At 64.1% G+C, this 26,359-nt stretch carries 17 protein-coding genes; 12 read left to right on the forward strand and 5 right to left on the reverse strand.

Annotation, left to right across the window (positions count from 1 at the left end):
* Positions 1-228: 228 nt before the first annotated feature.
* The 3 genes from RT131_RS13430 to glmS all read right to left on the reverse strand — a co-directional run bounded on the left by RT131_RS13430 (position 229) and on the right by glmS (position 9,914).
* On the reverse strand, positions 229-6,822 hold the full coding sequence (locus RT131_RS13430; protein ID WP_313173315.1) for a DUF4347 domain-containing protein: 6,594 nt from the start codon (positions 6,820-6,822) through the stop codon (positions 229-231).
* A complete protein-coding gene (locus tag RT131_RS13435) occupies positions 6,819-7,676 on the reverse strand; it encodes a sulfotransferase (RefSeq protein WP_313173316.1) in 858 nt (285 codons plus the stop codon). Before RT131_RS13435 ends, RT131_RS13430 begins: the two co-directional genes overlap by 4 nt.
* A gap of 405 nt (positions 7,677-8,081) precedes the next feature.
* The gene (gene glmS / locus RT131_RS13440) at positions 8,082-9,914 is read right to left on the reverse strand and encodes a glutamine--fructose-6-phosphate transaminase (isomerizing) (protein WP_313173317.1); all 1,833 of its coding nucleotides are present in this window, start codon (positions 9,912-9,914) and stop codon (positions 8,082-8,084) included.
* A 215-nt stretch (positions 9,915-10,129) separates the two neighbouring features.
* Here glmS and RT131_RS13445 point away from each other — a divergent pair, with 215 nt between their 5' ends.
* The 11 genes from RT131_RS13445 (at position 10,130) to RT131_RS13495 (ending at position 23,627) form a co-directional block, all read left to right on the forward strand.
* A complete protein-coding gene (locus RT131_RS13445; protein ID WP_313173318.1) occupies positions 10,130-11,398 on the forward strand; it encodes an efflux RND transporter periplasmic adaptor subunit in 1,269 nt (422 codons plus the stop codon).
* A gap of 193 nt (positions 11,399-11,591) precedes the next feature.
* On the forward strand, positions 11,592-12,317 hold the full coding sequence (locus tag RT131_RS13450; protein WP_313173319.1) for an ABC transporter ATP-binding protein: 726 nt from the start codon (positions 11,592-11,594) through the stop codon (positions 12,315-12,317).
* A gap of 8 nt (positions 12,318-12,325) precedes the next feature.
* Complete coding sequence (locus RT131_RS13455) at positions 12,326-13,657, forward strand: ABC transporter permease (protein ID WP_313173320.1); 1,332 nt, start codon at positions 12,326-12,328, stop codon at positions 13,655-13,657.
* Between the two features lie 3 nt (positions 13,658-13,660).
* Positions 13,661-14,884, forward strand: a complete 1,224-nt coding sequence (locus RT131_RS13460) for an FtsX-like permease family protein (RefSeq protein ID WP_313173321.1) — start codon at positions 13,661-13,663, stop codon at positions 14,882-14,884.
* Between the two features lie 17 nt (positions 14,885-14,901).
* A complete protein-coding gene (locus tag RT131_RS13465; RefSeq protein ID WP_313173322.1) occupies positions 14,902-16,206 on the forward strand; it encodes an ABC transporter permease in 1,305 nt (434 codons plus the stop codon).
* Between the two features lie 183 nt (positions 16,207-16,389).
* Positions 16,390-17,613, forward strand: a complete 1,224-nt coding sequence (locus tag RT131_RS13470; RefSeq protein ID WP_313173323.1) for an FtsX-like permease family protein — start codon at positions 16,390-16,392, stop codon at positions 17,611-17,613.
* Between the two features lie 22 nt (positions 17,614-17,635).
* Positions 17,636-18,946 (forward strand): FtsX-like permease family protein, encoded by a 1,311-nt coding sequence (locus RT131_RS13475; protein WP_313173324.1) that lies wholly within the window; start codon positions 17,636-17,638, stop codon positions 18,944-18,946.
* A gap of 61 nt (positions 18,947-19,007) precedes the next feature.
* Positions 19,008-20,228, forward strand: a complete 1,221-nt coding sequence (locus RT131_RS13480; RefSeq protein ID WP_313173325.1) for an FtsX-like permease family protein — start codon at positions 19,008-19,010, stop codon at positions 20,226-20,228.
* Positions 20,229-20,258: 30 nt separating this feature from the next.
* Positions 20,259-20,741: a nuclear transport factor 2 family protein gene (locus RT131_RS13485; RefSeq protein ID WP_313173326.1), complete on the forward strand. Its 483-nt coding sequence runs from the start codon at positions 20,259-20,261 to the stop codon at positions 20,739-20,741.
* 185 nt (positions 20,742-20,926) lie between these two features.
* The gene (locus RT131_RS13490; protein ID WP_313173327.1) at positions 20,927-22,264 is read left to right on the forward strand and encodes a sigma-54 dependent transcriptional regulator; all 1,338 of its coding nucleotides are present in this window, start codon (positions 20,927-20,929) and stop codon (positions 22,262-22,264) included.
* A 10-nt stretch (positions 22,265-22,274) separates the two neighbouring features.
* Positions 22,275-23,627 carry a HAMP domain-containing sensor histidine kinase gene (locus RT131_RS13495; protein WP_313173328.1) on the forward strand — a complete coding sequence of 451 codons (1,353 nt, stop codon included), beginning with the start codon at positions 22,275-22,277 and terminating at the stop codon, positions 23,625-23,627.
* A gap of 270 nt (positions 23,628-23,897) precedes the next feature.
* Here RT131_RS13495 and RT131_RS13500 read toward each other — a convergent pair whose 3' ends face one another.
* Together RT131_RS13500 and glmU are read right to left on the reverse strand one after the other, a co-directional pair.
* On the reverse strand, positions 23,898-24,392 hold the full coding sequence (locus RT131_RS13500) for a GNAT family N-acetyltransferase (protein ID WP_313173329.1): 495 nt from the start codon (positions 24,390-24,392) through the stop codon (positions 23,898-23,900).
* A gap of 7 nt (positions 24,393-24,399) precedes the next feature.
* Positions 24,400-25,767 carry a bifunctional UDP-N-acetylglucosamine diphosphorylase/glucosamine-1-phosphate N-acetyltransferase GlmU gene (glmU, locus tag RT131_RS13505; RefSeq protein WP_313173330.1) on the reverse strand — a complete coding sequence of 456 codons (1,368 nt, stop codon included), beginning with the start codon at positions 25,765-25,767 and terminating at the stop codon, positions 24,400-24,402.
* 81 nt (positions 25,768-25,848) lie between these two features.
* Here glmU and RT131_RS13510 point away from each other — a divergent pair, with 81 nt between their 5' ends.
* Positions 25,849-26,232, forward strand: coding sequence for a GtrA family protein (locus tag RT131_RS13510; RefSeq protein WP_313173331.1), 384 nt, complete (start codon positions 25,849-25,851; stop codon positions 26,230-26,232).
* Positions 26,233-26,359: the final 127 nt, after the last annotated feature.

Here is a 26,359-nt window from a genome sequence, read left to right on the forward strand (position 1 = left end):
GGCCACGTCTACGGCCCCGGACTTTCCACCTCGTCATCACCTGCTCCCAATGGCAGGGGCGACAGACACGATGCCCCCTCGACCATGCAGTGCGTGGCAAGGGGCGATTTGGGTACTTTCACAAAGCAACAGGTTCAGCTCGCGATCACAAGAGTGGGCAGCTTAGCGGGCCTGGAACGAAGACGCCCGGCACTTCGCCGGGCGTCTTCGTTCCGCTATCGCGATGGATTACGGGAAAGCCTCACCGGGCTGGCTCCCGCCTGGACGCCTGCAGCGACGTCCCTTGCAGTCATCAAATGCTGACTCCCCCACCTGCCCAGGCATCATGGAAGCGCCCATCCCAGCGCTGCCATAGCTGATGCGCAGGCCTACACTGCTGCTGGACGCGCTGTTGCTGCCCTGGTCGCGCCCGAACAGCAGCGAGATCAGCCAGCCCCGATCGGTCTTCACATCAAAGCCCGCGGCCGCCGTCACCATGTTGTCAGCATACGCCTGCATGTCCAGCACATAGCCGCCCGCACTGGGCTGCTGCACATAGTTCATCCAGGCATCACCGGTATTGGACAGCGACTGGCGGTACTCGAGCTTCCAGAACGGGCGCAACGACACCCGCCCACCCTGCCAGCTGTAGCTGCCATCGAAGCCCACGGCCAAACCGCTGTTGCTGACGGTCTGATCGGCATAGGCCAGGTCATACACCCCCAGCCCGTGCTCACGATACCCATCCAGGCGACTACGGCTGCCATCGAAGCGGCCATAGCCGGACAGACTGAAGGCACCACGCTGCTGCTGGTAACCGAAGGTCAGCGCGCCGAAGGACTGGCTGCCATCACGCTGGCCCAGCGCCATCGTGCCAGCCACACTGCTCCAGCGCGCGACATCGAAGTCCAGCTGGCCTTGCGCGACCACGCCGTCAACGAACAGGTGCTCACCTGCACGCCACAGACCATACATCGCCAGCGAATACTGGTCGGCATCCATCCGCGACGGCGAGGCGTCGAAGCGCGTGCGGTTGCGGCCCAGGCTGGCGGCCATGCCGAGCAGGCCGTTGTCACCGAAGCTGCGGTCCACACCCAGGCTGATGCCGTCGGTGTTGAAGTCGAAGCTGCCACCGCGCTGATGGCCACTGTTGCCGAACGTGGCGGTACCGGACATCCAGCCGCCCCACCCGCTTGGCATGCCCGTGAAGTGGTTGACCGGCAGCTTCACCGGCACCGACATGCCCTGCCCCAGCAGATCGCCCGCATAGGCCAGGGTCAACGCCGCCGACGACGCATTCTCACCCGAGCGGACCTGCTGCAAGCGCGACTGGATGTTGCCCAGCTGCACGCGTGCAAAGCGCACACTGGCGTCCACCTGTGCCTGCAAACCACCACGCACCTCGGCATCCAGGGTCGGATCCGGGCGGGCGTTCACCGTCAGCTCCACGTCAACCTTCGCCGCGGTGTAGCTGCCATGCGCCTGCTGTGTGGCCACCAACGTCGCGGTACCTGGCCCGACCAGGGTAACGGTGCGGCCACTGACCGTTGCCACCGAGGTATTGCTGCTGCTGAACGTAAAGACACCCTGACTGTCACTACGCGGATCGACCAGATCAAACGCGGCTTCGCCATAGATCTTGCTCAGCGGCTGCATCCACTGCAGCGTCGGCGTGGCGGCGGCAATGGCAACCTCAAGGCGTGCCTGTGGCGCGGCCTGGTACATGGCGTTGCCGGCTTGGTCCACGTTCAACACACAGGTACCTGCTGAAAGCATCATCACCTGCGCACCGGTCACCGAACAGACGGCCGGCGAGCCACTGCTGAACAGCACCGGGTTGCCGGAACCACCACCAGTAGCCGAAGCAGTGAAGCTACCTCCCTTGACGAACTCCGGCAGCTCAGGATCGGTATGGATGTTGGTGATCTCCTGCACGCTCAGGTCGACCTTCAAGGTCACCGGGGCGGTGCCGGTGAACCCGTTGGCATCGGTAACCTGCAAGGTGAAGGTGTAGCTGCCGGCGGCCTGAGGCTCGCCGGAGAACGTACCATCCGCCGCCAATGCCAGGCCCGGCGGCAACTGGCCGCTCATTACCATGAAGCGATACGGTGCGGTACCACCACGGGCCATCAATGCCTGGGTGTAGTCCTGGTCTCCGCTTGCAGGTGGTAGCGCGCTCAGGTCCAGCTCCACCTGCGCGGCATCCACTTCCAGGTTGTACGACTGCGCAACATCGAACGGCCCGGTTCCACTGCTGCTGTCGGTCGCCGTGATGGTGACGTTGAAACTGCCCACCTGGGTTGGAGTACCGCTCAACACGCCCGCTGCAGACAGTGTGATGCCGGTGGGCAGGCTGCCACTACTGACAGCGTAGGTGTACGGCCCGGTGCCGCCACTTGCGGCCAGCGTCTGCGTATACGGCGTACTGGCCCGCGCCGCCTGCAGCGCGGATGTGGTCATGCCCAGCGTTGGTGACGCCACGGTGATGTCCACCTGTGCCGGCGTGGAGGTGCTGTATGCATCCTTGGCCGCATAAGTGAACTGGTCCGGGCCCGCATAGCCTGGCTGCGGCTGGTAGCTGATCGAGGTACCGCTGACCGTCGCGGTGCCGTGTGTCGGCTGCGACATGATCAACACTTCATCCGCACTGCCGGTGATCGACAGGTTGATGCTGGTGGGCAATGCACCGTAGCCGATGTTCTGGTTGACATCATTGGCCTTCAGCAACGGAATGGTGCTGACCTGGTTGGAGTTGGCAGACGCCGAACCAGTGCCGACCGCATTGGTCGCAGCCACCGTGAACGTATAGGTAGTTGCCGGGCTGAGGCCATTGAACGTGATCGGACTACCCGAGCCAGACTTGGTCAGCCCACCGGGGCTGGCCGTTACCGTATACGAGAAAATCGCGGTACCGCCATTGCTGGCTGGCGCGGTGAAATTGATCTCGGCCGTGTCAACGCCCTGCGCGACGGCGGTACCGATAACAGGCGCACCCGGCAGCACGGCGTTCACCGCGAAGTTGCGGACCACCTGCGTGGCGGCCAGGTAGCTGCCGTTGCCGGCCTGGTCGGCATTGATGGTGCAGGTGCCGGCGGTCAGGAAGGTCAGCGCACCACCGCTGGTGATGGTGCATACGTTCGTCGTGCTGGAACTGAACGTCGGCGTCAGGCCGGAATCGGAGGTGGCGGTCAGCGTTGGCGTGGTGCCGAAGGTTTGGGCCCCCGGGTTGTTGAACGTGATGGTCTGGGTTGCCGCAGGTGTCGCCGAATTCGACGCACTGGAGGCCGGCCCGGTACCCGCGCTGTTGTCGGCGGTGACGGTGAAGGTATAGGGCTGACCGTTGGTGAGGCCGCTCACCACGATTGGCGAACCAGCGCCGTTGACCGGCGCGACGTCGGCCGGACTGACGGTAACGGTATAACCGGTGATACTCGTGCCCCCCGTGTTGATGGGCCCCACGAAGGCCACGCTGGCCTGGTTGTCGCCGGAAGTGACAACCACCGAGGTGGGCGCGCCAGGAACAACCGCATTGACCGTGAAAGTGCGGCTGACCTGTGCCGCCGCCAGGTAACTGCTGTTACCGGCCTGATCAGCGTGGATCGTACAACTGCCCACCGTCACAAAAGTGACCAGCCCCTCGCTGGTGACAGTGCACACGCCGGTGGTCGAGGAGGTGAAGGTAACGTCCAATCCCGAGGTCGCCGACGCACCACCGTTGACGACGCGGAGGTCCGGCATCGTGCCAAAGCTCTGCGCCCCCGGGTTGGCGAAGGTAATGGTCTGCGGCGAAGCTGGGACGACGGCGTTGCTGCTCCCGGAGGCGCTGCCGGTACCGGCCGAATTGGTCGCCGTCACTGTGAACGTATAGGAGACACCGTTGGTCAGCCCGGTCACGGTGATCGGCGATGATGAGCCCACTTCGGTAATCCCACCGGGGTTTGCGGTGACGATATACCCGTTCGGGATGATGGCCGAGCCACCGGTGCTTGCCGGTGCAGTGAAGGTCACCGTTGCCTGCTGGTCGCCCGGAGTTGCCGTGCCGATGGTCGGCGCAGCAGGCACGATCGCATTGACCGTGAAACTACGGGTAACGGTGGAAGCAGCATTCGTCGACGAGTTACCCGCCTGGTCGGCATCGATGGTGCAGGTGCCTGCGGAAATGAAGGTCAACATACCGCTGCTGGTGATGGTGCAAACGCCTGTCGTGGACGAGGTGAAGTCAATCGCCAAGCCCGTTGCTGCCCCACCTATTGCATAGGCAGAGCTGGCAGTCAACGTAGGCGTAGCACCGAAGTTGTAGTTGGTCGGCTGGGCGAAGGTGATGACCTGGTTGGCCATCGGGGTGGCACTGTTTGATGCGCCCGAAGCGCTGCCGGTGCCGATGGCATTCGTCGCCGTCACGCTGAACGTATAGGCCGTACCGTTGATCAGATTACCAACGGTAATGACACAGGCAGCCGGACCGGCACAGCTACCGGTTGCACCACCCGGGTTGGCGGTTGCGGTGTAGGTCGTGATCGCCGAACCACCATTGTTCGGTGAGGTGAAAGTCACCGTCGCCTGCGTGTCACCAGCGGTCGCCATCCCGATGGCAGGTATACCTGGCGCAGTTGGTATGGCAACGGTATGGGCACTGCCACTGCTGTAGGACGGAATCGCGTTACCCGCACCATCGACGATATTGGTAGAGCCATTGAGGTTCAGCTTGATGGTTCCGCTACCGGAGATGCCGGCAATGTTCACGTTGACCGACGAACCGTTGGATGCTGAGACGCTGGCAATGGTGCCAGTGGCTCCCGCTCCCACCAGGGTGAAGTCGTCGGTGGAGACATTCGCCACCGGCTCATCAAAAGTCACGGTGAAGGCCATCGACGAATCCGCCGACGATGGTGAGCCGGACACCACGATGCTACTGACAGAGGGCGGCTTGTTGTCCACCCTGGCATTTGTGGTGTCAGACGTTGCCGTTGCATTGCCCGCATTGTCGGTGGCAGTGACACTGACATTGCGATTGGCGGCATCGATGTTGCCGGAAACTATCGTATAGATGGCCGTCCAGGTGCCCGAGCTATTGGTGGCTGCGACGGCTGCACCACCACCGAAGTCGGTGAAGTTCACAGTGACGCTGGCCATGGTGTCGGCGTTGTTGTCACCGCCGGCGGTATTGTTCCAGGTGGCGGTCACCGTATCGCCGATCTTGTAGGCACCGCTGGTTCCAGTAGCGCCGCTGATGCTGATCCGCGCGTCTGTCACCGTTGGCGCGATGTTATCTACGGTTGCATTGGTGGTATCTGCTGTGGTGGTTGTGCCGGCTACGTTGGTCGCGCTGACGCTGATGTTGCGGTGGGTTGCATCGATGGAGCCCGACGTAATGGAATACGTCGCGGTCCAGGTGTTGCCGCTGCTCGACGCCGCCACGGTTGCACTGCCACCGAACTGGCTGAAATCCATGGTGACGCCGGTGATCCCCACGTTGTTGTCACCGCCTGCGGTGTTGTTCCAGGTCGCAGTAACGGTATCGCCGATCTTGTAGGTGCCGCCGGTTCCGCTGGCACCGGAGATGCTTATGCGCGAGTCCGACACAATCGGCAATGGCCCCTGCGCAGCGGTAACCGTGAAGTTCCGGAATTCGAAGTATGGCTTGGTATCCCACGCAGAGCTGGTGTCGAAGACAAGCTTGAAGGCTTTCAACTTGACACCATTGAACGCAGCCAGCTGCGAGGGACCAAAAGAAAATGTCTCATTTTCTATCGCGGTCCCACTCAATGTGGCGGAAGTAACTGTGGAGTCATCCGGTTTGATGCCGACAATTCTCACATTCGTGAATTGTCCACCGAGGCCCGGCGCTTCCCCCGCCTCCAGCCCAGCGAGCTCGAAAGTACCTGTATTCGTGCCGTCGGCGGCGACGTTGAAGTAGGTGCCGGTCGTCGTGTTGTTGAATTGCCATTGAAGATACGCAACGTTCGGTGCGTAGGCGTAAATGCTGACATTGCCGATGGCCGAGCCACCCACATCCCATCCGGTAACGATGAAGTCCTGGGAGGTCAGATTGATGTTGTTGTCGGTCCATCCGGTGGAAAACGTCTTTAACCCGTTGGACGCCGCCAGCACACCGGAGTAATCCCGCAATGCCTTGTCCGAAAAGGCCAGCGATGTCCCGATATCACCGCGCTGAACTTCCAGCAACCAATCCCCGCCCTGCCCCACGGCGCCCGTCAAGTTGGAGGAAGCCGCCACGTCCATCCCGCTCTGGTCACGGATGATGCCCAGCATTACCTCACCGTCGTCGGTAGCAGCCAGATCACAGCCATAGAACAACAGGTCCGCGCCTTCGCGCACCGAGGCACGCAACGCCTGCATCGTACCCAACTCTGCATGCAGGGATTCGGCAGTGATGCGGCTGCTGCCCAGCTGCAGCACCCCCGGGCTGGCATGCGACACCACATGGATCGCGGCAAGGTCCCGATACCCACGCAGGGCCTGCACCAATTGCGGCAGTCCCGGACGACCCGCATCGATCTCAACCACGCCGACACCGGGATTGAGTCCCGCATAAAGGGTGGCCCGGTCCTGCACCGAGCTGTCGATCACCACCAGCTCGGTGATGCCTGCATGCTGCTGGATGTCCAGCGTGTCGCTGGACTGCTCGACACCGGCGCGCGGCTTGTGGCTGGAGGCCTTGCCAAGCGGCAGGCTTGCTACAGCATCACCCTGCCCCATCCGCATATAACTTCTTGGCTGATAGCCACCGCGCATCAGGTAGCCTCCTGCAGCTGACCCAGCAGCATGCGCCGAGAACGGGAGCAACAGTGTGGACAATGCGCCGAGCAGTGCGTGCTTCATGGGGTGGCCTTGGTGATGAGCGGAGCCTGGGTTTCGGAACGCCGGGCGGCGATGATGCCGGCCGAGCTGCCCGTCTGGTCCTGCCAGAAATCCATGTCCTGGTATTTGTTGAAAAGATCCGGCGGCAGGATGCTGCGCCGGGCCTTGAACTCGACCTTGCGGCGCACGTCGTGCAGCCCTTTGACACCCAACTGCTGGTCGAAGCTTTCTTCGGCGTACTCGACATTGTCGAAGTCGTGCGCGAATTCCGCTTCACCCAGGAACTGGTACACCAACTGCATGGTGCGTGCCGGGTGGCGGGTCAGCAGCTCGTAGTCCAGCAACAGCAGCCGCTCGGAAAACTCGCCGTAATAGGCTTCCTTGAGCGCGGTCCAGGCGCCGCCAACCACGCCGCCAGCGCTTATCAGCTGCTCGCAGCGGCTATACACGGTCTGCCGCGTCGCCGGGTTGTACATGCGGCTGTAGTCGAACGGATTGCGTCGATGGATGGCCTCGAAGCTGTCCATCACCCAGGCCGGGTTGCGCACGCAGCAGATGACCTTGAAGTCCGGTACCAGCCCGGCAAGCTGGTGCATGCGCGCGGTCCACTGGCGGTTGGTGTCAAACACCAACTGCGCCGGGGTGTCGGCGTAATAGGCGTCCAGGATGGCGTTGCAGATGGCCTTGCGCTTGGCCTCGTCGAAGAAGGCCGCCGATTCGCCGCCCGCCCCCATCTGTTCCAGCGCGCCATTGATCAGCCCGGCGACCGGGCTGCTCATGGCGGCATGAAAGCGCGGGTTCTGGCGCAGGATGCCGGCCAGCAGGGTCGAGCCGGAGCGTGGCAGGCCGGCAATGAAGTGGTAACGCGGGCTCATACGCGTAGCCCGACCGCCGCTGCGCGAGCAACGGCCAGCGTCCACCACTGAACGCGCACCACCCAGCCTGGCGGCACGCCTTTCGCAACACACATACAGCCCCCTGTCATGACATCCCCACCGGCAACGCCGGCTTTTTTTTCGTTCTATTGGGTTAACCGGCAAAAGCAGCGCGCCACAATCACGCCATTTGTGATTCAAATCACACTTTTGACCTTACAGGCCCAACCACGCACCCGGCACGAACTGTGAACCGAATCCGGAGCGCCGTCTGTAGGGGCCATCCGGACACCTCAAAAAGCAAAAGCCCGGCACTGGGCCGGGCTTCGAGCAACATCGGGGGAGAGAGAACCGGGCTGCTGGGGACGATTATCCGCAGCCCGGGTTACATCTACGTGACAGATATCACTCCACGGTAACGCTCTTGGCCAGGTTGCGCGGCTTGTCCACATCGGTGCCGCGGGCCAGTGCCGTGTGGTAGGCCAGCATCTGCACCGGGATGGTGTGGACGATGGCGCTGAGCACGCCGGCATGGCGCGGCGTGCGGATCACGTGCACGCCGTCGGAGGCGGTGAAGTTGCTGTCCTGGTCGGTGAACACGAACAGCTCACCGCCGCGCGCACGCACTTCCTGCATGTTGGACTTCACCTTTTCCAGCAGGCTGTCGTTGGGGGCGATCACCACCACCGGCATTTCCGCGTCCACCAGTGCCAACGGGCCATGCTTGAGCTCGCCGGCCGGATAAGCCTCGGCGTGTATATAGGAGATTTCCTTGAGCTTGAGCGCGCCTTCCAGGGCGATCGGGTAATGCAGGCCGCGGCCAAGGAACAGCGCGTTCGACTTGCCGGCGAAACGCTCGGCCCAGGCGATGATCTGCGGCTCCAGGTTCAAAGCGTGCTGCACGCTGCCCGGCAGGTGCCGCAGCTGCTCCAGGTAGCCCGCTTCCTGCTCGGCATCAACCTTGCCGTGCAGCTTGCCCAGTACCACGGTCAGCTGGAACAGCGCTGCCAGCTGGGTGGTGAAGGCCTTGGTCGAGGCCACGCCGATCTCGGCACCGGCGCGGGTGTAGCAGACCAGCTCGCTGGCGCGCGGAATCGCGCTTTCCGGCACGTTGCAGATCGACAGCGTATGCGTGTGACCGAGTGACTTGGCGTACTTGAGCGCTTCCATCGTGTCCAGGGTTTCGCCGGACTGGGAGATGGTGACGATCAGGTGCCTGGGGTTGGCATAGGCGGCGCGGTAGCGGTATTCGCTGGCGATTTCCACGCTGCACGGCAGGCCGGCGATGGCCTCGATCCAGTAACGCGCGGTCAGGCCAGCGTAGTAGCTGGTGCCGCAGGCCAGGATCTGCACACCTTCGATGTCCTTGAACACCGCTTCGGCATTCTTGCCGAACAGCGCTGCCGGGAAGCCACCCGCATCAATCGCCGCCTCGATGGTGTCGGCCAGCGCGCGCGGCTGCTCGTGGATTTCCTTCTGCATGAAGTGGCGGTACGGGCCCAGCTCCAGCGAAGCCAGCGATACGTCCGACATGCGCTGCTCGCGCTGCGCCGGGGCGTTGTTGGCGTCGAACACGCGCACGCCCTGACGGGTCAGTTCGGCGGTGTCGCCCTCTTCCAGGAACATCACCCGGCGGGTGGCCTGCAGGATGGCCGATACGTCCGAGGCGACGAAGTTCTCGCCATCGCCCAGGCCAACCAGCAGCGGGCAGCCCATGCGTGCCACCACCATGCGTCCGGGTTCGTTCTCACTGATCACTGCCAATGCGTAGGCACCGGTCAATTCCTTGACCGTGCGCTGCAGGGCGCTGAGCAGGTCATCGTGATCGGCCTTGAGGTGATGGTGGATCAGGTGGGCGATGACTTCGGTATCGGTCTGCGACTCGAATACATAGCCCAGCGCCAGCAGCTTCTCGCGCTGCTCCTCGTGATTCTCGATGATGCCGTTGTGCACCAGCGCCACGCCGTGGCTGATATGCGGATGGGCATTGGATTCGGTGACGCCACCGTGGGTGGCCCAGCGGGTATGGCCGATGCCCAGCACCGAATGGAACTGTTCGGCGATGGCCGCACCTTCCATTTCAGCGACACGGCCGGTGCGGCGCACGCGGCGGATGTGCTCGCCATCGAGCACGGCTATGCCCGAGGAATCGTAGCCGCGGTATTCCAGCCGCTTGAGTCCTTCAATCAGTACCGGAACCACATCGCGATCCGCGATCGCCCCAACAATCCCGCACATAGCCTACCCATTGGTAATTACGAGCGGACATTCTAAGTCAGCCGGATCAGACAACCAGCGGACATGCCGGGACATCGGCACCCGGACACTGTCCGGGTGAGCGTCCGCGGACACCCGGACACTCACAACGGTGAATATTTTCCAAACAAATTCAATCATTTGGAGTTGGCACGCGACCTGCTTAATGGATAACAAACCCAGCAGCGAAGCCGACGATGATCCGCGACACCTCCGCCCAGGACCAGGTAAGTACCCAGCGCCCGCAACCCGTGTGGCGGCGTTACATGTGGCCGGCGGTGATCACCGCGGTGGTGGTGGCCGGCATTGGCTACGTGGTCAGCAACTGGCTGGGCGCCAGCCGCTCCTTCGACGGTGACCGCCTGCGCATTGCCGAGGTCAAGCGCGGCGACCTGGTCCGCGACATCGCTGCCGATGGCCGCGTCATCGCCGCCAACAGCCCGGTGCTGTACGCCATCTCCGCCGGCACCGTGACCCTGAAGGTGGTCGCCGGTGACGTGGTCAAGCAGGGCCAGGAGCTGGCGGTGATCGACAGCCCGGAACTGCGCAGCAAGCTGGCCCAGGAACAGGCCACCCTGGCCGGCCTGGAGGCCGAAGCCAGCCGCGCCGCACTGGATGCCACCCTGGCCCGCGCCACCGGCGCCAAGCTGTCCGACCAGGCCGGCCTGGTGCGCACCGCTGCCGAACGCGACCTGCAACGCTACCAGCGCGGCTTCGATGGCGGCGCGGTACCGCAGGTCGACCTGGCCAAGGCCCAGGACGAACTGAAGAAAGCCCAGATCGAACTGCAGCACGCCCAGCAGGACGCCAGCCTGCAAAGCCAGGGCGCAAGCCTGGACGCGCGCAACAAGCGCTTGATGGCGGATCGCCAGGAGGCGGTGGTGGCTGAAGTGAAGCGTCAGGTGGATGCGCTGACCCTGCGCGCCCCCTTCGATGGCCAGGTCGGCCAGGTGCAGGCGACCCAGCACACCCAGGTGGCCGCCAACGCACCGATCCTGGGCGTGGTCGATCTGTCGCGCTTCGAGATCGAAATCAAGGTGCCGGAAAGCTTCGCCCGTGACCTCGCCCTCGGCATGCCGGCCCAACTGACCAGCGGCTCCGGCCAGCCGTTCCCGGGCGAGATCGCCGCGGTGTCGCCGGAAGTGGTGAACGGTGAAGTCGTCGCCCGCCTGCGCTTCTCCGACAAGCAGCCGCCGGGCCTGCGCCAGAGCCAGCGGATGAGCGCACGCATCCTGCTGGACACCCGCAACAACGTGCTCAAGGTCGAGCGTGGTCCGTTCGTCGAGCAGTCCGGTGGTCGCTACGCCTATGTGGTCAGCGGCGGCACCGCGGTGCGTCGTCCGATCCAGACCGGCGTCAGCAGCCTGGGCGAAGTCGAGATCGTCTCCGGCCTGCAGCCGGGCGAGAAGATCGTTGTCTCCGGTGCGGATCTGTTCGGTGACATCGAACGCGTGTCGATCAATTGATAGGGGCCGGGAATGGGGATTCGGGAATCGTGATGGGAAACAGCTGCAGGCGTCCGGGTTGTCGTGAACCCTGCCGTCCACGCTGTAACCCTCGAATTCCCGCCCCCATCGCCGGACCTGGCTACACCCATTCAAACGCAGTCCCAGCACACCGCTCCACCCACCACATTCCCCGTCGCTGAAAGGAATACCCATGCTCCATATGCAATCCGTCTCCAAGGTCTTCCGCACCGAGCAGGTCGAAACCCATGCGCTGCGTTCGCTGGACCTGCATGTGCGCGAAGGCGAATTCGTCGCGGTCACCGGCCCCTCGGGCTCGGGCAAGACCACCTTCCTCAACATCGCCGGGCTGCTGGAAACCTTCACCAGCGGCCAGTACCTGCTGGATGGCCAGGACGTCAGCCATCTCGGTGACGACGCCCGCTCGCGCCTGCGCAACCAGAAGATCGGCTTCATCTTCCAGGGCTTCAACCTGATCCCCGACCTCAACCTGTTCGACAACGTCGATGTGCCGCTGCGCTACCGTGGCATGCCCTCGGCCGAGCGCAAGCAGCGCATCGAGAAGGCATTGACCGACGTCGGCCTGGGCTCGCGCATGAAGCACTATCCGGCTGAACTGTCCGGCGGCCAGCAGCAGCGTGCGGCCATCGCCCGCGCCCTGGCTGGCAGCCCGCGCCTGCTGCTGGCTGACGAACCGACCGGCAACCTGGATACGCAGATGGCACGTGGCGTCATGGAGTTGCTGGAAGAGATCAACAGCCAGGGCACCACCATCGTCATGGTCACCCATGATCCGGAACTGGCCGCACGCGCCCAGCGCAACGTGCACATCGTCGATGGCCAGGCCACCGACCTGATCCGCGAGCCGGTGCTGGCACACGCCGCCCGCATCGCCGCCGTTGCCGACAACCAGGGCTGATCCCGCGCATGTCGCTGTTCGCCTACCACCTCCGCCAAGGCCTGCGCAGCCTGCGCCGCACCCCCGTGCTGACCGCACTGATGGTGCTGTCGATTGCGATGGGCATCGGCGCGTCGATGACCACGCTGACGGTGAAGCACCTGCTCTCGGGCGATCCACTGCCCGGGCGCAGTGGGCAGATCTATTACCCGCAGGTGGATGCATCGACGCGCGGCGAGCGGGCGCGGCGCGAGCCATTGGACATGCTCGACTACACCTCGGCGACCGACCTGTGGCGTGATGGTCCAGCCGATCGCAAGGCTTTGGTGGTGGACAGCCCCGTCAAGTTATCCGCTCCCGGTAGCCAAGAGCCGGCGATGATGACCACGTTGCTGTCCACCACCGCCGATTTCTTCCCGATGTTCCAGGTGCCGATGGCCTACGGCGCCGGCTGGTCGGCCGAGGATGACCAGCGCCGCGCCCGCGTGGCGGTGATTTCCTCGGAGTTGAACCAGCGCCTGTTCGACGGCAAGGACAGCACCGGCAAGATGCTGCGCATCCGCGACAGCGAAGTACGCATCATCGGCGTGCTCGCGCCGTGGCGCCCATCGCCCCTGTTCTACACCGTGGCGGGCGGGCGCTTCGCGCAGGGCGACACCGCCGACTACTACCGGCAGGTCGAAGACGTAATGGTGCCGTTCTTCACCGGCCTGCAGATCAACGCCGGCAACTTCCGCCAGTTCACCTGCAACAAGCTGCCCGAGAAACCCGGCTACCTGGAAAACACCGATTGCGTGTGGCTGCAGCTATGGGTGCAACTGGACAGCGCCGCAAAGGTTGCGGCCTACCAACAACACCTGCAGGCCTATGTGCAGCAGCAACAGCAGCTGGGCCGCATCAGCCAGCCCGAGCTGACGCGCCTGCGCAGCCTGATGGAGTGGATGGACTACAACGGCGTGGTGCCGCGTGACGTCAAGCTGCAGGCATGGATGGCCCTGGCCTTCCTGGTCATCTGCCTGTTCAACACGATCGGTCTGCTGCTGGCCAAGTTCCTGCGCCGCACCGGCGAGATCGGTGTCCTGCGTGCACTCGGCGCGACCCGCGCGATGGTATTCCAGCAGTGCCTTATCGAGGCCGCACTGATCGGCGTTGGCGGCGCGGTGCTGGGCCTGCTGTTCACCCTGGTCGGCTTGTGGAGCATCCGCCAGCAGCCACTGGCCTACGCCGACATGGTGCAGCTGGACATGAGCATGCTTGGCCTCACCTTCGCCACCGCGGTGACCACCACCGTCCTTGCTGGACTGCTGCCGGCGCTGCGCGCCGCGCGCATCGATCCGGCCCTGCAGATCAAGGCGCTGTAAGCGATGACCCTGGATATCAAACCCATCATCAGCACGCTGTCGCGGCATCGCATCGCCGCCAGCCTGATCGTGCTCGAAATCGCACTGGCCTGCGCGGTGCTGTGCAATGCCCTGTTCCTGGCCGCGTCGCGGATGGAGCTGATCGGCATGAACAGCGGCGTCGACGAGGCGTCCATCGCGACACTGAGCCTGCTCGACTGTGACGCCTGCAAAGAGGTGGACGTGAACAGCCGCTGGTTGCAGCAGCTTCGTGGCCAGGCCGGCGTGCAGGCGGTGGGCGTCCTCAACGCCGTACCGTTTGGCCAGCGCGCCGGCACCGCCGGTGTCTCGCTGGATCCGGAAGGCAAGCACCATGGTGGCGTGCCGCATTTCTACCTGATGGACGCAGGTGCCATCGATGCCTTGCAGCTGAAGCCAGTACAGGGCCGCATGTTCAGCGATGCCGACTACCAGCCGGTGGAGAACTTCCTGCCGGCGCACGCGCAGGTCTGGATCACCCAGGCCTTTGCCAGGCATCTGTGGCCGGGCCAGGACCCGCTGGGCAAACAATTGTGGATGGGCGACTACCAGCTCACCGTGGCCGGTGTACTGGCACATTTCTCGCGGCCGGACCCAGGCCGCAGCGAGAACGGCCTGGCTGGCATGGAGTGGTCGGTGATCGTGCCGGTGACCACCGATGCGCAGGCCGGCACCTATGTGATGCGCGCCAACCCGCGCGACCTGCAGCGCATCGTCAGCGACGCCGTCGCCGCCGCGCCCAAGGTCACCCCGGAGGCGATCATCTCCGCCGACTACAGCAAGCCGCTGCAGGAACTGCGCGAGGTCTACTTCCAGCAGGATCGCAGCATGACCCGACTGCTGCTGGGCATCTGCCTGGTGATGTTGCTGGTCACCGCGCTGGGCATCATCGGCCTGGCCAGCTTCTGGGTGCAGCAGCGCACCAAGCAGATCGGCGTGCGCCGTGCCCTGGGTGCGACCCGCCGCCAGATCATCAGCTACTTCCAGACCGAGAACCTGCTGTTGACCAGCGCAGGCATCGTGCTCGGCATGCTGCTGGCCTACACCGGCAACCAGTTGTTGATGCATTACTTCGAAATTCCCCGGCTGCCGCTGTACTACCTGCCGCTGGGTGCCGTACTGCTGTGCTTGCTGGGCCAGGCCGCCGTCATCGGCCCTGCCCTGCGCGCCGCTTCCATCCCGCCCATCGTCGCCACGCGCAGCGCCTGAGCTGCCAAGGATCGTCCATGTTCAGTTACTACTTCAAACTTGCGCTGCGCAGCTTCGGCCGCAACAAGATCCTGACCGCACTGATGGTGTTGGCCATCGCGCTCGGCATCGGTGCGGCGATGACCACCTTGACGGTGTTCAAGGTGCTCTCCGGCGACCCGATCCCGCACAAGAGCGATCGCTTGTTCTATGTGCAGCTGGATCCCTACACCAAGGAAGGCTACAAAGCCGGTGAAGAACCTGAGTCGCAGTTGACCCGCTTCGACGCCGAAGAACTGCTGCGGCAGAAGAAAGCACCGCGCCAGGCGATGATGACCGGCGGTGGTGGCATCGTCGATCCGCGTATCGACGCGCTGAAGCCTTTCAGCATCAGCATGCGCTACACCTCGGCCGACTTCTTCCCGATGTTCGATACGCCGTTCGCGTTCGGCCAGGGTTGGACCGGTGACGAGGACCAGGGCCGCAGCCGCGTGGCGGTGATCAGCGATACCCTGAATGACAAGTTGTTCAAGGGCGAAAACAGCGTTGGCAAGGAAGTGCTGGTCGAAGGCAATGCCATGCGCATCGTCGGCGTCCTGAAGGAATGGAAGCCGGCACCGAAGTTCTACGACCTGTACTCGGGCAAGTTCGACTCCGAGGAAGACGTCTACCTGCCCTTCAGCACGGCACTGGATCTGAAGCTGGGCCGCAATGGCAACATGAACTGCTTCGGTCGCGAGTTGGTCAACGACGCCACCGCGCCGAATGTGCCGTGCTCGTGGATCCAATATTGGGTCGAGCTGAATTCGCCTGGTGATGCCAAGGATTTCAAGGCTTACCTGGACAACTACTCCGAGCAGCAGCGCGCCGCTGGTCGCTTCGAACGCCCGGCCAATACCCGCCTGCGCGACGTCATGGAGCTGATGGAACACCGCAATGCCGTACCGGGCGACGTGCGCCTGCAGATGTGGCTGGCCTTCGGCTTCCTGCTGGTCTGCCTGGTCAATACCGTGGGCCTGTTGTTGGCCAAGTTCCTGCGCCGCAGCGGCGAGATCGGCGTGCGTCGTGCATTGGGTGCCAGCCGCGCCGAGATCTTCAAGCAGTGCCTGATCGAGGCCGGCACGATTGGTTTGGCCGGCGGCCTGCTCGGTCTGGTGTTCGCTCTGTTCGGCCTATGGGCGGTGCGCCAGCGGCCGGCCGACTACGCCTCACTTGCACATCTGGATGGCTCGATGCTGCTGGTCACCTTCGCCCTGGCGGTGCTGGCCAGCATGCTCGCCGGCATCCTGCCTGCCTGGCGCGCCATGCAGGTGGCCCCGGCACTGCAACTCAAGAGCCAGTGAAGCAGGAACGAGTGAAGAGGAGTGAGAAATGAGAGAAATCCAGATCGCACCTCCCCTTCACCACGTTTGCGGACGCCCTCATAGAGGCAGTGCGTTCGGCTGAGACAGGGAAGCATGTTTGCCGCTTCCCCTTTTCACTCCTCACTCCTCTTCACTCACTTCTCGCTTCCTTGGAGATACCTCATGGAAATCCGTCCCATCCTCTCCACGCTGTCGCGGCACAAAACAGCTGCCGCACTGATCGTGCTGGAGATCGCGCTGAGCTGCGCCATCATCTGCAATGCGCTGTTCATCGTGTCGCAGCGCATCGACGCCATGCAGCTGGCCAGCGGCATCGATGACAGCCACCTGATCGAGATCGGCCTGAGCGGTATCGGTGAACAGGTTGATGCCGATGCCCGCACAGCCGAGGACCTTGCCTCGCTGCGCGGCATCCCAGGCGTCGAAAGCGTAACCATCGTCAACCAGCTGCCGTTCCAGGGCGGCTCCTGGAACACCTCGTTGGCCATCTCCCCCGAGCCGGACGCACAATCGATCAATGGCGCGCAGTACATGGTTGGCGAAAACGCGGTCAAGACCCTGGGCCTGAAGCTGATCGCTGGTCGTGATTTCAATGCCGACGAGTACCAGAGCAGCGATGTGCTGGAGAAGGTGGAAGACCTGGGCAAGCTGAAAGCACCAGCCATTCTCACCGAAGCAATGGCAAAGCAGTTCTTCCCGGACGGCAATGCGGTTGGCAAGACCTTGTACATGGCCAACATCCCGGTCACCGTGATTGGCGTGGCACAGACCCTGCTGCGTCCGAACATGCAGGACAACAACCGCACCCACTCGCTCATCTTCCCGATCCGCATGAACTTCTCCAACGGCGGCCGCTACATCCTGCGCGTCACCGAGCAGGGACGCCGTGACGAGGTGCTGAAGCAGGCATTGGCGACGCTGGACAAGAACGATCCCAACCGCCTGGTCTGGACCAAGCAGACCGTTGAAGAGAAGCGTGCCAAGAACTTCGCCAACGACCGCGACATGATCGGCCTGTTGCTGATCGTCAGTGGCCTGCTGTTGCTGGTGACCGCGCTGGGCATCATCGGCCTGGCCAGCTTCTGGGTGCAGCAGCGCACCAAGCAGATCGGTATCCGTCGTGCACTGGGTGCCACCCGCGCGCAGATCCTGCGCTACTTCCAGACCGAGAACTTCCTGCTGGCCGGCATCGGCATCGTGGTCGGCATGTTGCTGGCCTACCTGCTCAACCAGTGGCTGATGGGTCGCTACGAGCTGCCGCGCCTGCCGCTGCTGTACCTGCCGGTGGGCGCGGTACTGCTGTGGCTGTTGGGCCAGATCGCAGTGTTCGGCCCGGCCCGCAAGGCAGCATCGATTCCACCGGCAGTGGCCACACGCAGCACCTGATACGTCAGCTCAAGGAAGGGACATGTTCGGCTATTACCTGCAATTGGCGTGGCGCGGCTTCGGCCGCAACAAGGTGTTGACCACCTTGATGGTGCTGACCATTGCTGTCGGCATCGGCGCGACCATGACCACCCTTGGCCTGTACTTCGTCTTGTCAGGGGATCCAATTCCACGCAAGAGCCAGCAGCTGTTCTACCCGCAGCTGGAACCGCGCAGCCTGGGCAAGGACGCCACGCTGGAATCGGACCCGCTGGAGCAGATGACCCGCTATGACGCCGAGGAGTTGCTGCGACAGGAGCGCGCTGACCGCCAGGCAGTGATGACGGCCGGCTCGGTGACGGTGCTGCCCACCGGCAGCGCCGCCCAGCCGTTCCGGGCAATGGCACGCTACACCTCGGCGGACTTCTTCCCGATGTTCGAGGTGCCGCTGGCGGCCGGCAACGCTTGGAGTGCGGCCGAGGATGACAGCCGTGCGCTGGTGGCGGTCATCGATCGCAAACTGGCGCAGCGGCTGTATGGAAGCGAGGACGCCATCGGCAAAGAACTGCGTCTGCCACAGGGCGTGTTCCGCGTGGTCGGGCTGCTCGGCAGCTGGAAGCCCACACCGCGCTTCTACGACCTGACCAGTCAGCGCTATGGCGGTGACGAGCAGGTGCTGCTGCCGTTCTCCAGCTCGCGCGCACTGAAGCTGGACACCCAGGGCAGCATGAACTGCTGGGGCAGCAGCGATGACGGCGACGGCAACCGCGGCCTGACTGCGCCCTGTGCCTGGCTGCAGTACTGGGTGGAGCTGGACACGCCGCAGAAGGCAGGCGATTACCTGAAGTACCTGGCCGACTATTCCGATACGCAGCGCGCCAGCGGGCGCTTCGAACGTCCCACCAACGTGCGCCTGCACAACGTGATGGACTGGCTGGACTTCAACCGCATCGTGCCCAACGACGTGCGTCTGCAGATGTGGCTGGCCTTCGGCTTCCTGCTGGTCTGCCTGATCAACACCGTCAGCCTGTTGCTGGCCAAGTTCCTGCGCCGCAGCGGCGAGATCGGTGTACGCCGATCGCTGGGCGCTTCACGCGCGGACATCTTCAAGCAATGCCTCACCGAAGCCGGTTTGATCGGGCTTGCTGGCGGCGTGCTGGGGCTTGGTTTTGCCGCGATGGGCCTGTGGCTGATCCGCCAGCAACCGGACGAGTACGCAAAGCTGGCGCAGATGGATGTCACCACCCTGTGGATGACCTTCGTGCTGGCAGTTGGCGTGAGCCTGGTCGCCGGCCTCCTGCCGGCCTGGCGGGCCATGCAGATTCCCCCCGCATTGCAGCTCAAGAGCCAATGACGCGGTGGCATTGAATCCACCCCGTCAGCAACGGCAGCTTCCGCCGCCACGGAGAACCCCCTTGGACATCCGCCCCACCCTGTCGATGCTGTCCCGCCAGAAGATTGCCGCACTGCTGGTCGTGTTCGAGATCGCGATCAGCTGCGCCATCATCTGCAACGCGGTCTTCATCATCAGCAACCGCGTTGCACAGCTACAGCTGAAAAGCGGCGTGGCCGAGGACGAGCTGGTCTACCTGGCCACCAGCAGCCTGCTGCCGGACGTCAACTACGATGCGCTGCGCAAGCAGGACCTGGCCGCACTTGCCGCCGTCCCCGGCGTGAAGGCAGCCAGCAGCATCAACCAGATCCCGTATGGCAGCAATGTCTGGGGCTCGGGCATACGCCTGCAGCCGAACCAGACACGTCCGACGGTACATGCCACCAATTACATGGACGACGGCCAGTTGCTGCCGACGTTTGGCCTGCAACTGCGCGAAGGCCGCAGTTTCACGCCGGACGAGTATCTGGAGAACAGTGCCTTCACTGCGGGCGGCTCCACCAGCCCGGCGGTACCGAGCGTGCTGTTGAGCCATTCCCTGGCCAAATCCTTGTTTCCCTTTGGCAATGCGGTGGGTAGCAACATCTATGTCTGGGGCAGCAAGCCGACCCAGGTGGTTGGTATCGTCGACGATCTGCTGGCACCTGGCGAGGCCGGCGAGTTCAGCAGCCGCTTCGACAGCATGGTGTTCCCGGTCCGCGTCTCCAACGGTGCCTATGCGCTGCGTACCCGCCCCGAGCAACGCGAGGCCGTGCTGAAGGCCGCCATCGCCGCGTTGAACAAGGCCGATCCCAACCGCATCATCGAGGAGCAGGGCACCGTGTCGCACATGCGTGACGCCTTCCAGCACCGTGATCGCTCGGTGATCTGGCTGTTGCTTGCGGTCTGCATCGCGCTGCTGGCGGTTACTGCCTTCGGCATCGTCGGCCTTGCCAGCTTCTGGGTGCAGCAGCGCACGCGCCAGATCGGCATCCGCCGCGCCCTCGGTGCAACCCGCAAGCACATCCTGCGCAATTTCCAGCTTGAGAACCTGCTGCTGAGCAGTGCCGGCATCTTCGTGGGGCTGATCCTGGCCTATGCACTGAACATGTTCCTGATGAGCCGGTACGAACTGCCACGCCTGCCGCTGGTGTATCTGCCGGTGGCAGCGGTGCTGTTGCTGCTGCTGGGGCAGATCGCCGTGCTTGGGCCCGCGCGTCGCGCAGCGGCCGTGCCACCGGCGGTCGCCACCCGCGCTGCCTGATCCTCTTCCACTGTTTCCCGGAGTCGCCCGATGAAAACCAAGCTGACCTGCCTGCTGCTGACGCTCTGTTCGCTGCCGATGATCCCCGCGCACGCCGCTGATGCCGACAATGCCAGCCTGCACGACACCATCGCTGAACTCGACCACGGCATGTTCGACAGCTTCAACCGCTGCAGCGATCCGGCCCAGTTCGAGAAGCATGCTGGCTATTTCGACACGGCGGTCGAGTTCTACCACGACAACGGTGGTGTCACCTGGACCCGCGAGGCCATGCTGGCGAACACCCGCAAGCATGTCTGCGGCAACTACACCCGGCAGTTGCTGCCCGCCACGCTGGAGGTATTCCCAATCAAGGATTTCGGCGCGATCGAACAAGGCCAGCACCAATTCTGCGATCTGAAGGGCGAACACTGTGATGGCGTGGCCGACTTCGTCATCGTCTGGCGCCTGCGTGATGGTCAGTGGCAGGCGACGCGGGTGTTGAGCTACGCGCACCGCGCGGCGACTCCATGAACTACAGACCGGTGCAGGGCAGCACAGACGCCCCCACAAGGACGACGCAACGAGCGGCTCACCGCGTGGCACTCCTGGACCTCGACAGGGCACTTTCACAACTCCCGCCCAACCCGTTCGGCAACGTGTAATGTGCTGACTTCAGCGCCCGCGCTGCGTCCCTTCATCTTCTTCTGCGACAACCGATGCCACAGATCCTGATCATCGACGACAACACCGCCGTGGCCACCGCGCTGGACGTGCTGTTCTCCCTGCACGATATCGACACCCGCCATGCCACCTCGCCGGACCAGGGCCTGGCGATGCTGGCTGAACATGAATTCGATCTGGTCCTGCAGGACATGAACTTCACCGCCGACACCACCTCCGGCGAGGAAGGCCAGGATCTGTTCCGCCGTATCCGCCAGGCGCATCCGGACCTGCCGGTGATCCTGCTGACCGCCTGGACGCACCTGGACAGCGCGGTGGAACTGGTCAAGGCCGGTGCCTCCGACTACCTGGCCAAACCCTGGGACGACGGTCGCCTGCTGACCACGGTCAACAACCTGCTGGAACTGGCCGAGGCGCGCCGTGAGCTGGCCCGCCGTCGCGCCCGCGAGCAGCGCCAGCAACAGGCCCTGCACGATCGCTACGACCTGCGCGGGCTGGTGTTCGCCGATCCCTCCAGCGAGCGCATCATCGCCCTCGCCTGCCAGGTCGCGCGCTCGGAACTGCCGGTGCTGATCACCGGCCCCAACGGCGCCGGCAAGGAAAAGATCGCCGAAATCATCCAGGCCAATTCCGCGCACAAGAAGGGCCCATTCGTCGCACTGAACTGCGGCGCCATTCCCTCCGAGCTGATCGAAGCCGAACTGTTCGGTACCGAGGCCGGCGCCTACACCGGCGCCAACAAGGCCCGCGAGGGCAAGTTCGAGGCAGCCGATGGCGGCACCTTGTTCCTGGATGAGATCGGCAACCTGTCGCTGACCGGGCAGATGAAACTGCTGCGCGTGCTGGAGACCGGACGCTTCGAGCGGCTGGGCTCCAACCGCGAGCGACAGGTGAAGGTACGCGTGGTCAGCGCCACCAATGCCGACCTGCCGGCGATGATCCGTGCGGGCAGCTTCCGCGAAGATCTCTACTACCGGCTCAATACGGTCGAGCTGAGCCTGCCGCCGCTGGCTGAGCGCCGCGAGGACATTCTGCCACTGGCGCAGTACTTCCTCGCCGACGGCAAGCCGCTGTCGGCACCGGCATTGCAGGCGCTGCAGCGCCACAACTGGCCGGGCAACGTGCGCGAGCTGCGCAATGTGATCCAGCGCGCCGCCCTGCTCGCGCAGGGCCCGCGTATCGAAGTCGCCGACCTCAACCTGCCGCGTGCGCCCGCAAGGCCCACTGCAGCCGCTGACGAGCCTGACCGCGAGCACATCGTCAGCGCATTGGAACGTGCCGGCGGCGTCATCGCCCAGGCCGCCGCCGAGCTCGGCCTGAGCCGACAGGCGCTGTACCGGCGCATGGATCGCCACGGCATTCCGCGCGAGTGAGCACACACCCGTGATAACCCGCTCCTTCACCTTCACCCTGTTCCTGCGCCTGCTGCCAGTGCTGGCGCTCGCAGCGGCCTTGCCGTGGTTCCTGGCGTACTGGATGGACCGCGGCTGGGTGGTGGTATGCGTTTCCACCGTGTTCCTGCTCGCTGCGATGTGGTGGGCGTTGAGACGCGCCACCGCGCCGATCCGCTCGCTGCTGCGGGCGCTGGCCGGTACCACCAGCAGTTATCGCGACGGCGAGTTCAACTTCGGCGTGCATTGGCGCGGCCATGACGAATTCGCACAGCTGGTGCAGGCCCATGCCGAGCTGGGTGATGTGCTGCGCGAGCAGCGGCAATCGCTGGTTCAGCGCGAGCTGCTGCTCGACACCATGGTGCAGAACACGCCGGTGGCGATGCTGCTGCTCACCGATGGTGGCGATGGCGTACAGCGTGTGACCTTCTCCAACACTGCGGCACGCAAGCTGCTGCACGGTGGCTGGAAGCTTGAAGGCCAGCGCATGCACGAGTTGCTGGAGAACATGCCGATCGAGCTGCGCAATGCCATCGCCCGTGGCGGCGACAGCCTGTTCGCCGTGCGCGATCCAGACGCAGCCGAGGACGATGACGACGACGAGCAGATCTACCACCTGTCGCGTCGCGCCTTCCATTTGAACGGGCGGCCCCACGAGCTGCTGCTGCTGCGCCTGCTCACCGCCGAGCTGCGCCGCCAGGAAGTGCAGACCTGGAAAAAAGTGATTCGGGTGATCAGCCACGAGCTCAACAACTCACTGGCACCGATTGCCTCGCTGGCGCATTCCGGTGCCGAGCTGGTACGGCGCGGCCGCCATGATCGCCTTGAAGATATCTTCGGCACGGTGGAAGAACGCGCGCGTCACCTGGAAGGTTTCATCCGCGGCTACGCACGCTTCGCCAAGCTGCCGCAGCCGCAGCTGCAGACCGTTGCCTGGAGCCAGTTCCTGCATGGCCTGCAGCAGCAGATCAGCTTCCGCATGGCGCCGATGGTCGACGAACAATACAGCCGGCTGGATCAATCACAGTTCTCACAAGCACTGCTGAACCTGCTGAAGAATGCGCACGAAGCGGGCGCCGACAATGGTGCGCCGGACGATTCGGTGGAGGTGCGCATCGCGCGACTGCCCAACTGGCTGCGCATCGAGGTATTGGATCGCGGCACCGGCATGAACGAGGCGGTGCTGCAGAACGCATTGATGCCGTTCTATTCAACCAAGCGCAACGGCACCGGATTGGGTTTGGCATTGACCCGCGAGATCATCGAAGCCCACGGCGGCCGCATCTCCCTGCAGAACCGCAAGGATGGCGGCCTGTGCGTGGCGATCCTGCTGCCACATGACTAAGCGAGTATGGTTGGGTTTGCGCTTGTGGGAGCGGCGTAAGCCGCGAAGCTGATACCGCATCAGCGACCACACTAGCGGTTGATCTGAAAATATCCTGGCTTCGCGGCTTACGCCGCTCCTACAAATTGGCGGGGTCATGGAGAATGTTCTGCCGAGCATGGCTCGGCACTACGCCCCCTCCCTTTGGCTGCAGGGGAGGGGTTGGCTTTACCGCTTCTGATCTTGCATCGGCTTCGCGGCTTACGCCGCTGCCACAAAAACGCTTGGCACTCACTCCAACGTTCGCTGCATTGCCAGACGCAGCTCCATTGGAAAACCTGCCGCCGCCTCCGCCGCCATCACCTCGCGCATGCCCGTGCTCCATGCGTGCGCCGGCCATTCGCTGAAGCCCTCGCTGGCATAGAAGGGCGCATTCCAGGCCACGTCGCTCAAGGTGGTGAGCACCGCCCGGCGATGTCCGGACGCCCTCGCCTGCTGCAACGCGTGCCGCAGCAAGGCACGGCCGAGGCCCTTGCGGCCATGCGCCGGTGCCACGTCCATCTGCTGGATATGGAAATCCTCGCCCAGCACACCTGCCATCAGGTAGCCGGCCAGCGCGTCCTCACTGACAACTACCCACAGCATTCCGTGCTGCCAGGCCTGTTCAAACAACGCCGGCTCAGTCGGGCTTGCAGCAAACACTGCCGCTGCGCGATGCCCGCGCAGGCGTTCACCCGCCTGCGCTTCGATCAGCGGCAGCAGCGCGAGTTCATCGCGCCGCGCCAACCTCGGCTCAGGATTTCTTGACAGGGCGCACCCAGCCTTCGATCGTCTGCTGGCGGGTGCGTGCCACCGTCAGCTTGCCTTCCGGCGCATTGCGGGTGATCACCGAACCGGCACCAATGGTGGCGCCATCGGCAATGGTCAGCGGCGCCACCAGCGAGCTGTTGGAGCCGATGAATACCTTGTCGCCTATCGTGGTCTGGAACTTGTTCACGCCATCGTAGTTGCAGGTGATGGTGCCGGCACCGATATTGGTGCCGCTGCCGATCACCGCATCACCGAGGTAGGTGAGGTGGTTGGCCTTGCTGCCCTTGCCCAGCGTCACCTTCTTGGTTTCCACGAAGTTGCCCACGTGCACGCCATCGGCCAGCACCGTGCCCGGGCGCAGCCGCGCGAACGGACCGATCTGTGCGGCACCTTCGCTGACAACGCCTTCCAGATCACAGTGCGGACGCACTTCGGTGCCCGCGCCAAGCTTGACGTCCTTGAGCCGTACGAAGGCACCGATGCTGACGCCATCGCCCAACTCGACCTCGCCTTCCAGGATGACGTTGGCATCGATCTGTACATCGCGACCAACCTTCACCGTACCGCGTTGATCAAAGCGCGAAGGGTCCAGCAGACGCGCGCCCTGCTCGCACAGTGCCTTGGCCGCGCGCAGCTGCCAGGCGCGCTCCAGCTGCGACAGCTGCCACGGATCATTCGCGCCTTCGGCTTCCTGCGCGTCGGCAACCAGCACCAGCTCGGCCGGCGCGTACTCGCTGGCGGCGGAGGCAAACACATCGGTCAGGTAGTACTCGCCCTGCGCGTTGCTATTGGACAGGCCGGACAGCCAGCGGCGCAGCGCGGTGGATTCGGCGGTGATGATGCCGGTGTTCACGGTGCGGATCCGCTTCTGCTCGTCGTTGGCATCCTTCTGCTCGACGATGGCCGCGACCTTGCCCTCGGCATCGCGGACGATACGGCCATACCCCGAGGGGTCGTCCAGCTCGGCCACCAGCACCGCCAGGCGGGGGCCGTTCTCCAACAAGGCAGCCAGGGTCTGCGCGCGCATCAACGGCACATCGCCGTACAGCACCAGCACCTGCGCCGTGTCCGGCACCTGTGGCATCGCCTGCAGGACTGCATGGCCGGTACCCAGCTGCTGGCTCTGTTCGGCCCACAGCAGATCCTGCTGGTCGTCGAAGGCGGCACGCACGGCTTCACCGCCGTGGCCGTAGACCACGTGGATGCCGGCCGGCTGCAGTTCGCGTGCGGTGGCAATCACGTGCGCCAGCATCGGTTGCCCGGCGATGGGTTGCAGCACCTTGGGCAACAGCGATTTCATGCGCTTGCCGGCGCCGGCGGCGAGGATGATGACGTGCAGCGGCTGGGTCATGCGTGGAACTTCCTTCGAGAGTCTCGGGATTCTAAGCGCATGGGGTTAGCATTGCAGGCCGTCCATCAAGCCTGCGCAACCATGAGCCTGCTCCGCCAAGGCAGCCAGTACATCGCCATTGGCCTGCTGCAGCTTGCGCTGGATTGGGCCGTATTCGTCGCCGCCACCGCCTTGGGAGTGCCGGTGGCGCCGGGCAACCTGTTGGGGCGGGTCAGTGGCGCGCTGCTCGGCTTCTGGCTCAACGGACGCTACACCTTCGCCGCACAGGGCGAGCAACGTCACGGCTGGAAACGCTTCGCGCGCTTTCTGGTCTTGTGGTTGCTGCTGACCGCCATCAGCACCGGGCTGATCGATTGGGTGGCACAGTCGTTGGGCCTGCAATACGCCTGGTTGGCCAAGCCGGTGGTCGAGGTCAGCCTGGCTGGCCTGAGCTTCGTTCTGTTGCGGCATGTGGTGTACCGCTGACTCGACCAACAGTGCGGTAGTGCCGAGCCATGCTCGGCAGGGGGCATCCCCAGCCAGAAGCACCCCTCCCCAGCCCTCCCCTTCGCTGCGCGAAAGGGAGGGGGTAGTGCCGAGCCATGCTCGGCAG

This window comes from Stenotrophomonas sp. (genome assembly GCF_032066555.1).
GTDB lineage: Bacteria > Pseudomonadota > Gammaproteobacteria > Xanthomonadales > Xanthomonadaceae > Stenotrophomonas.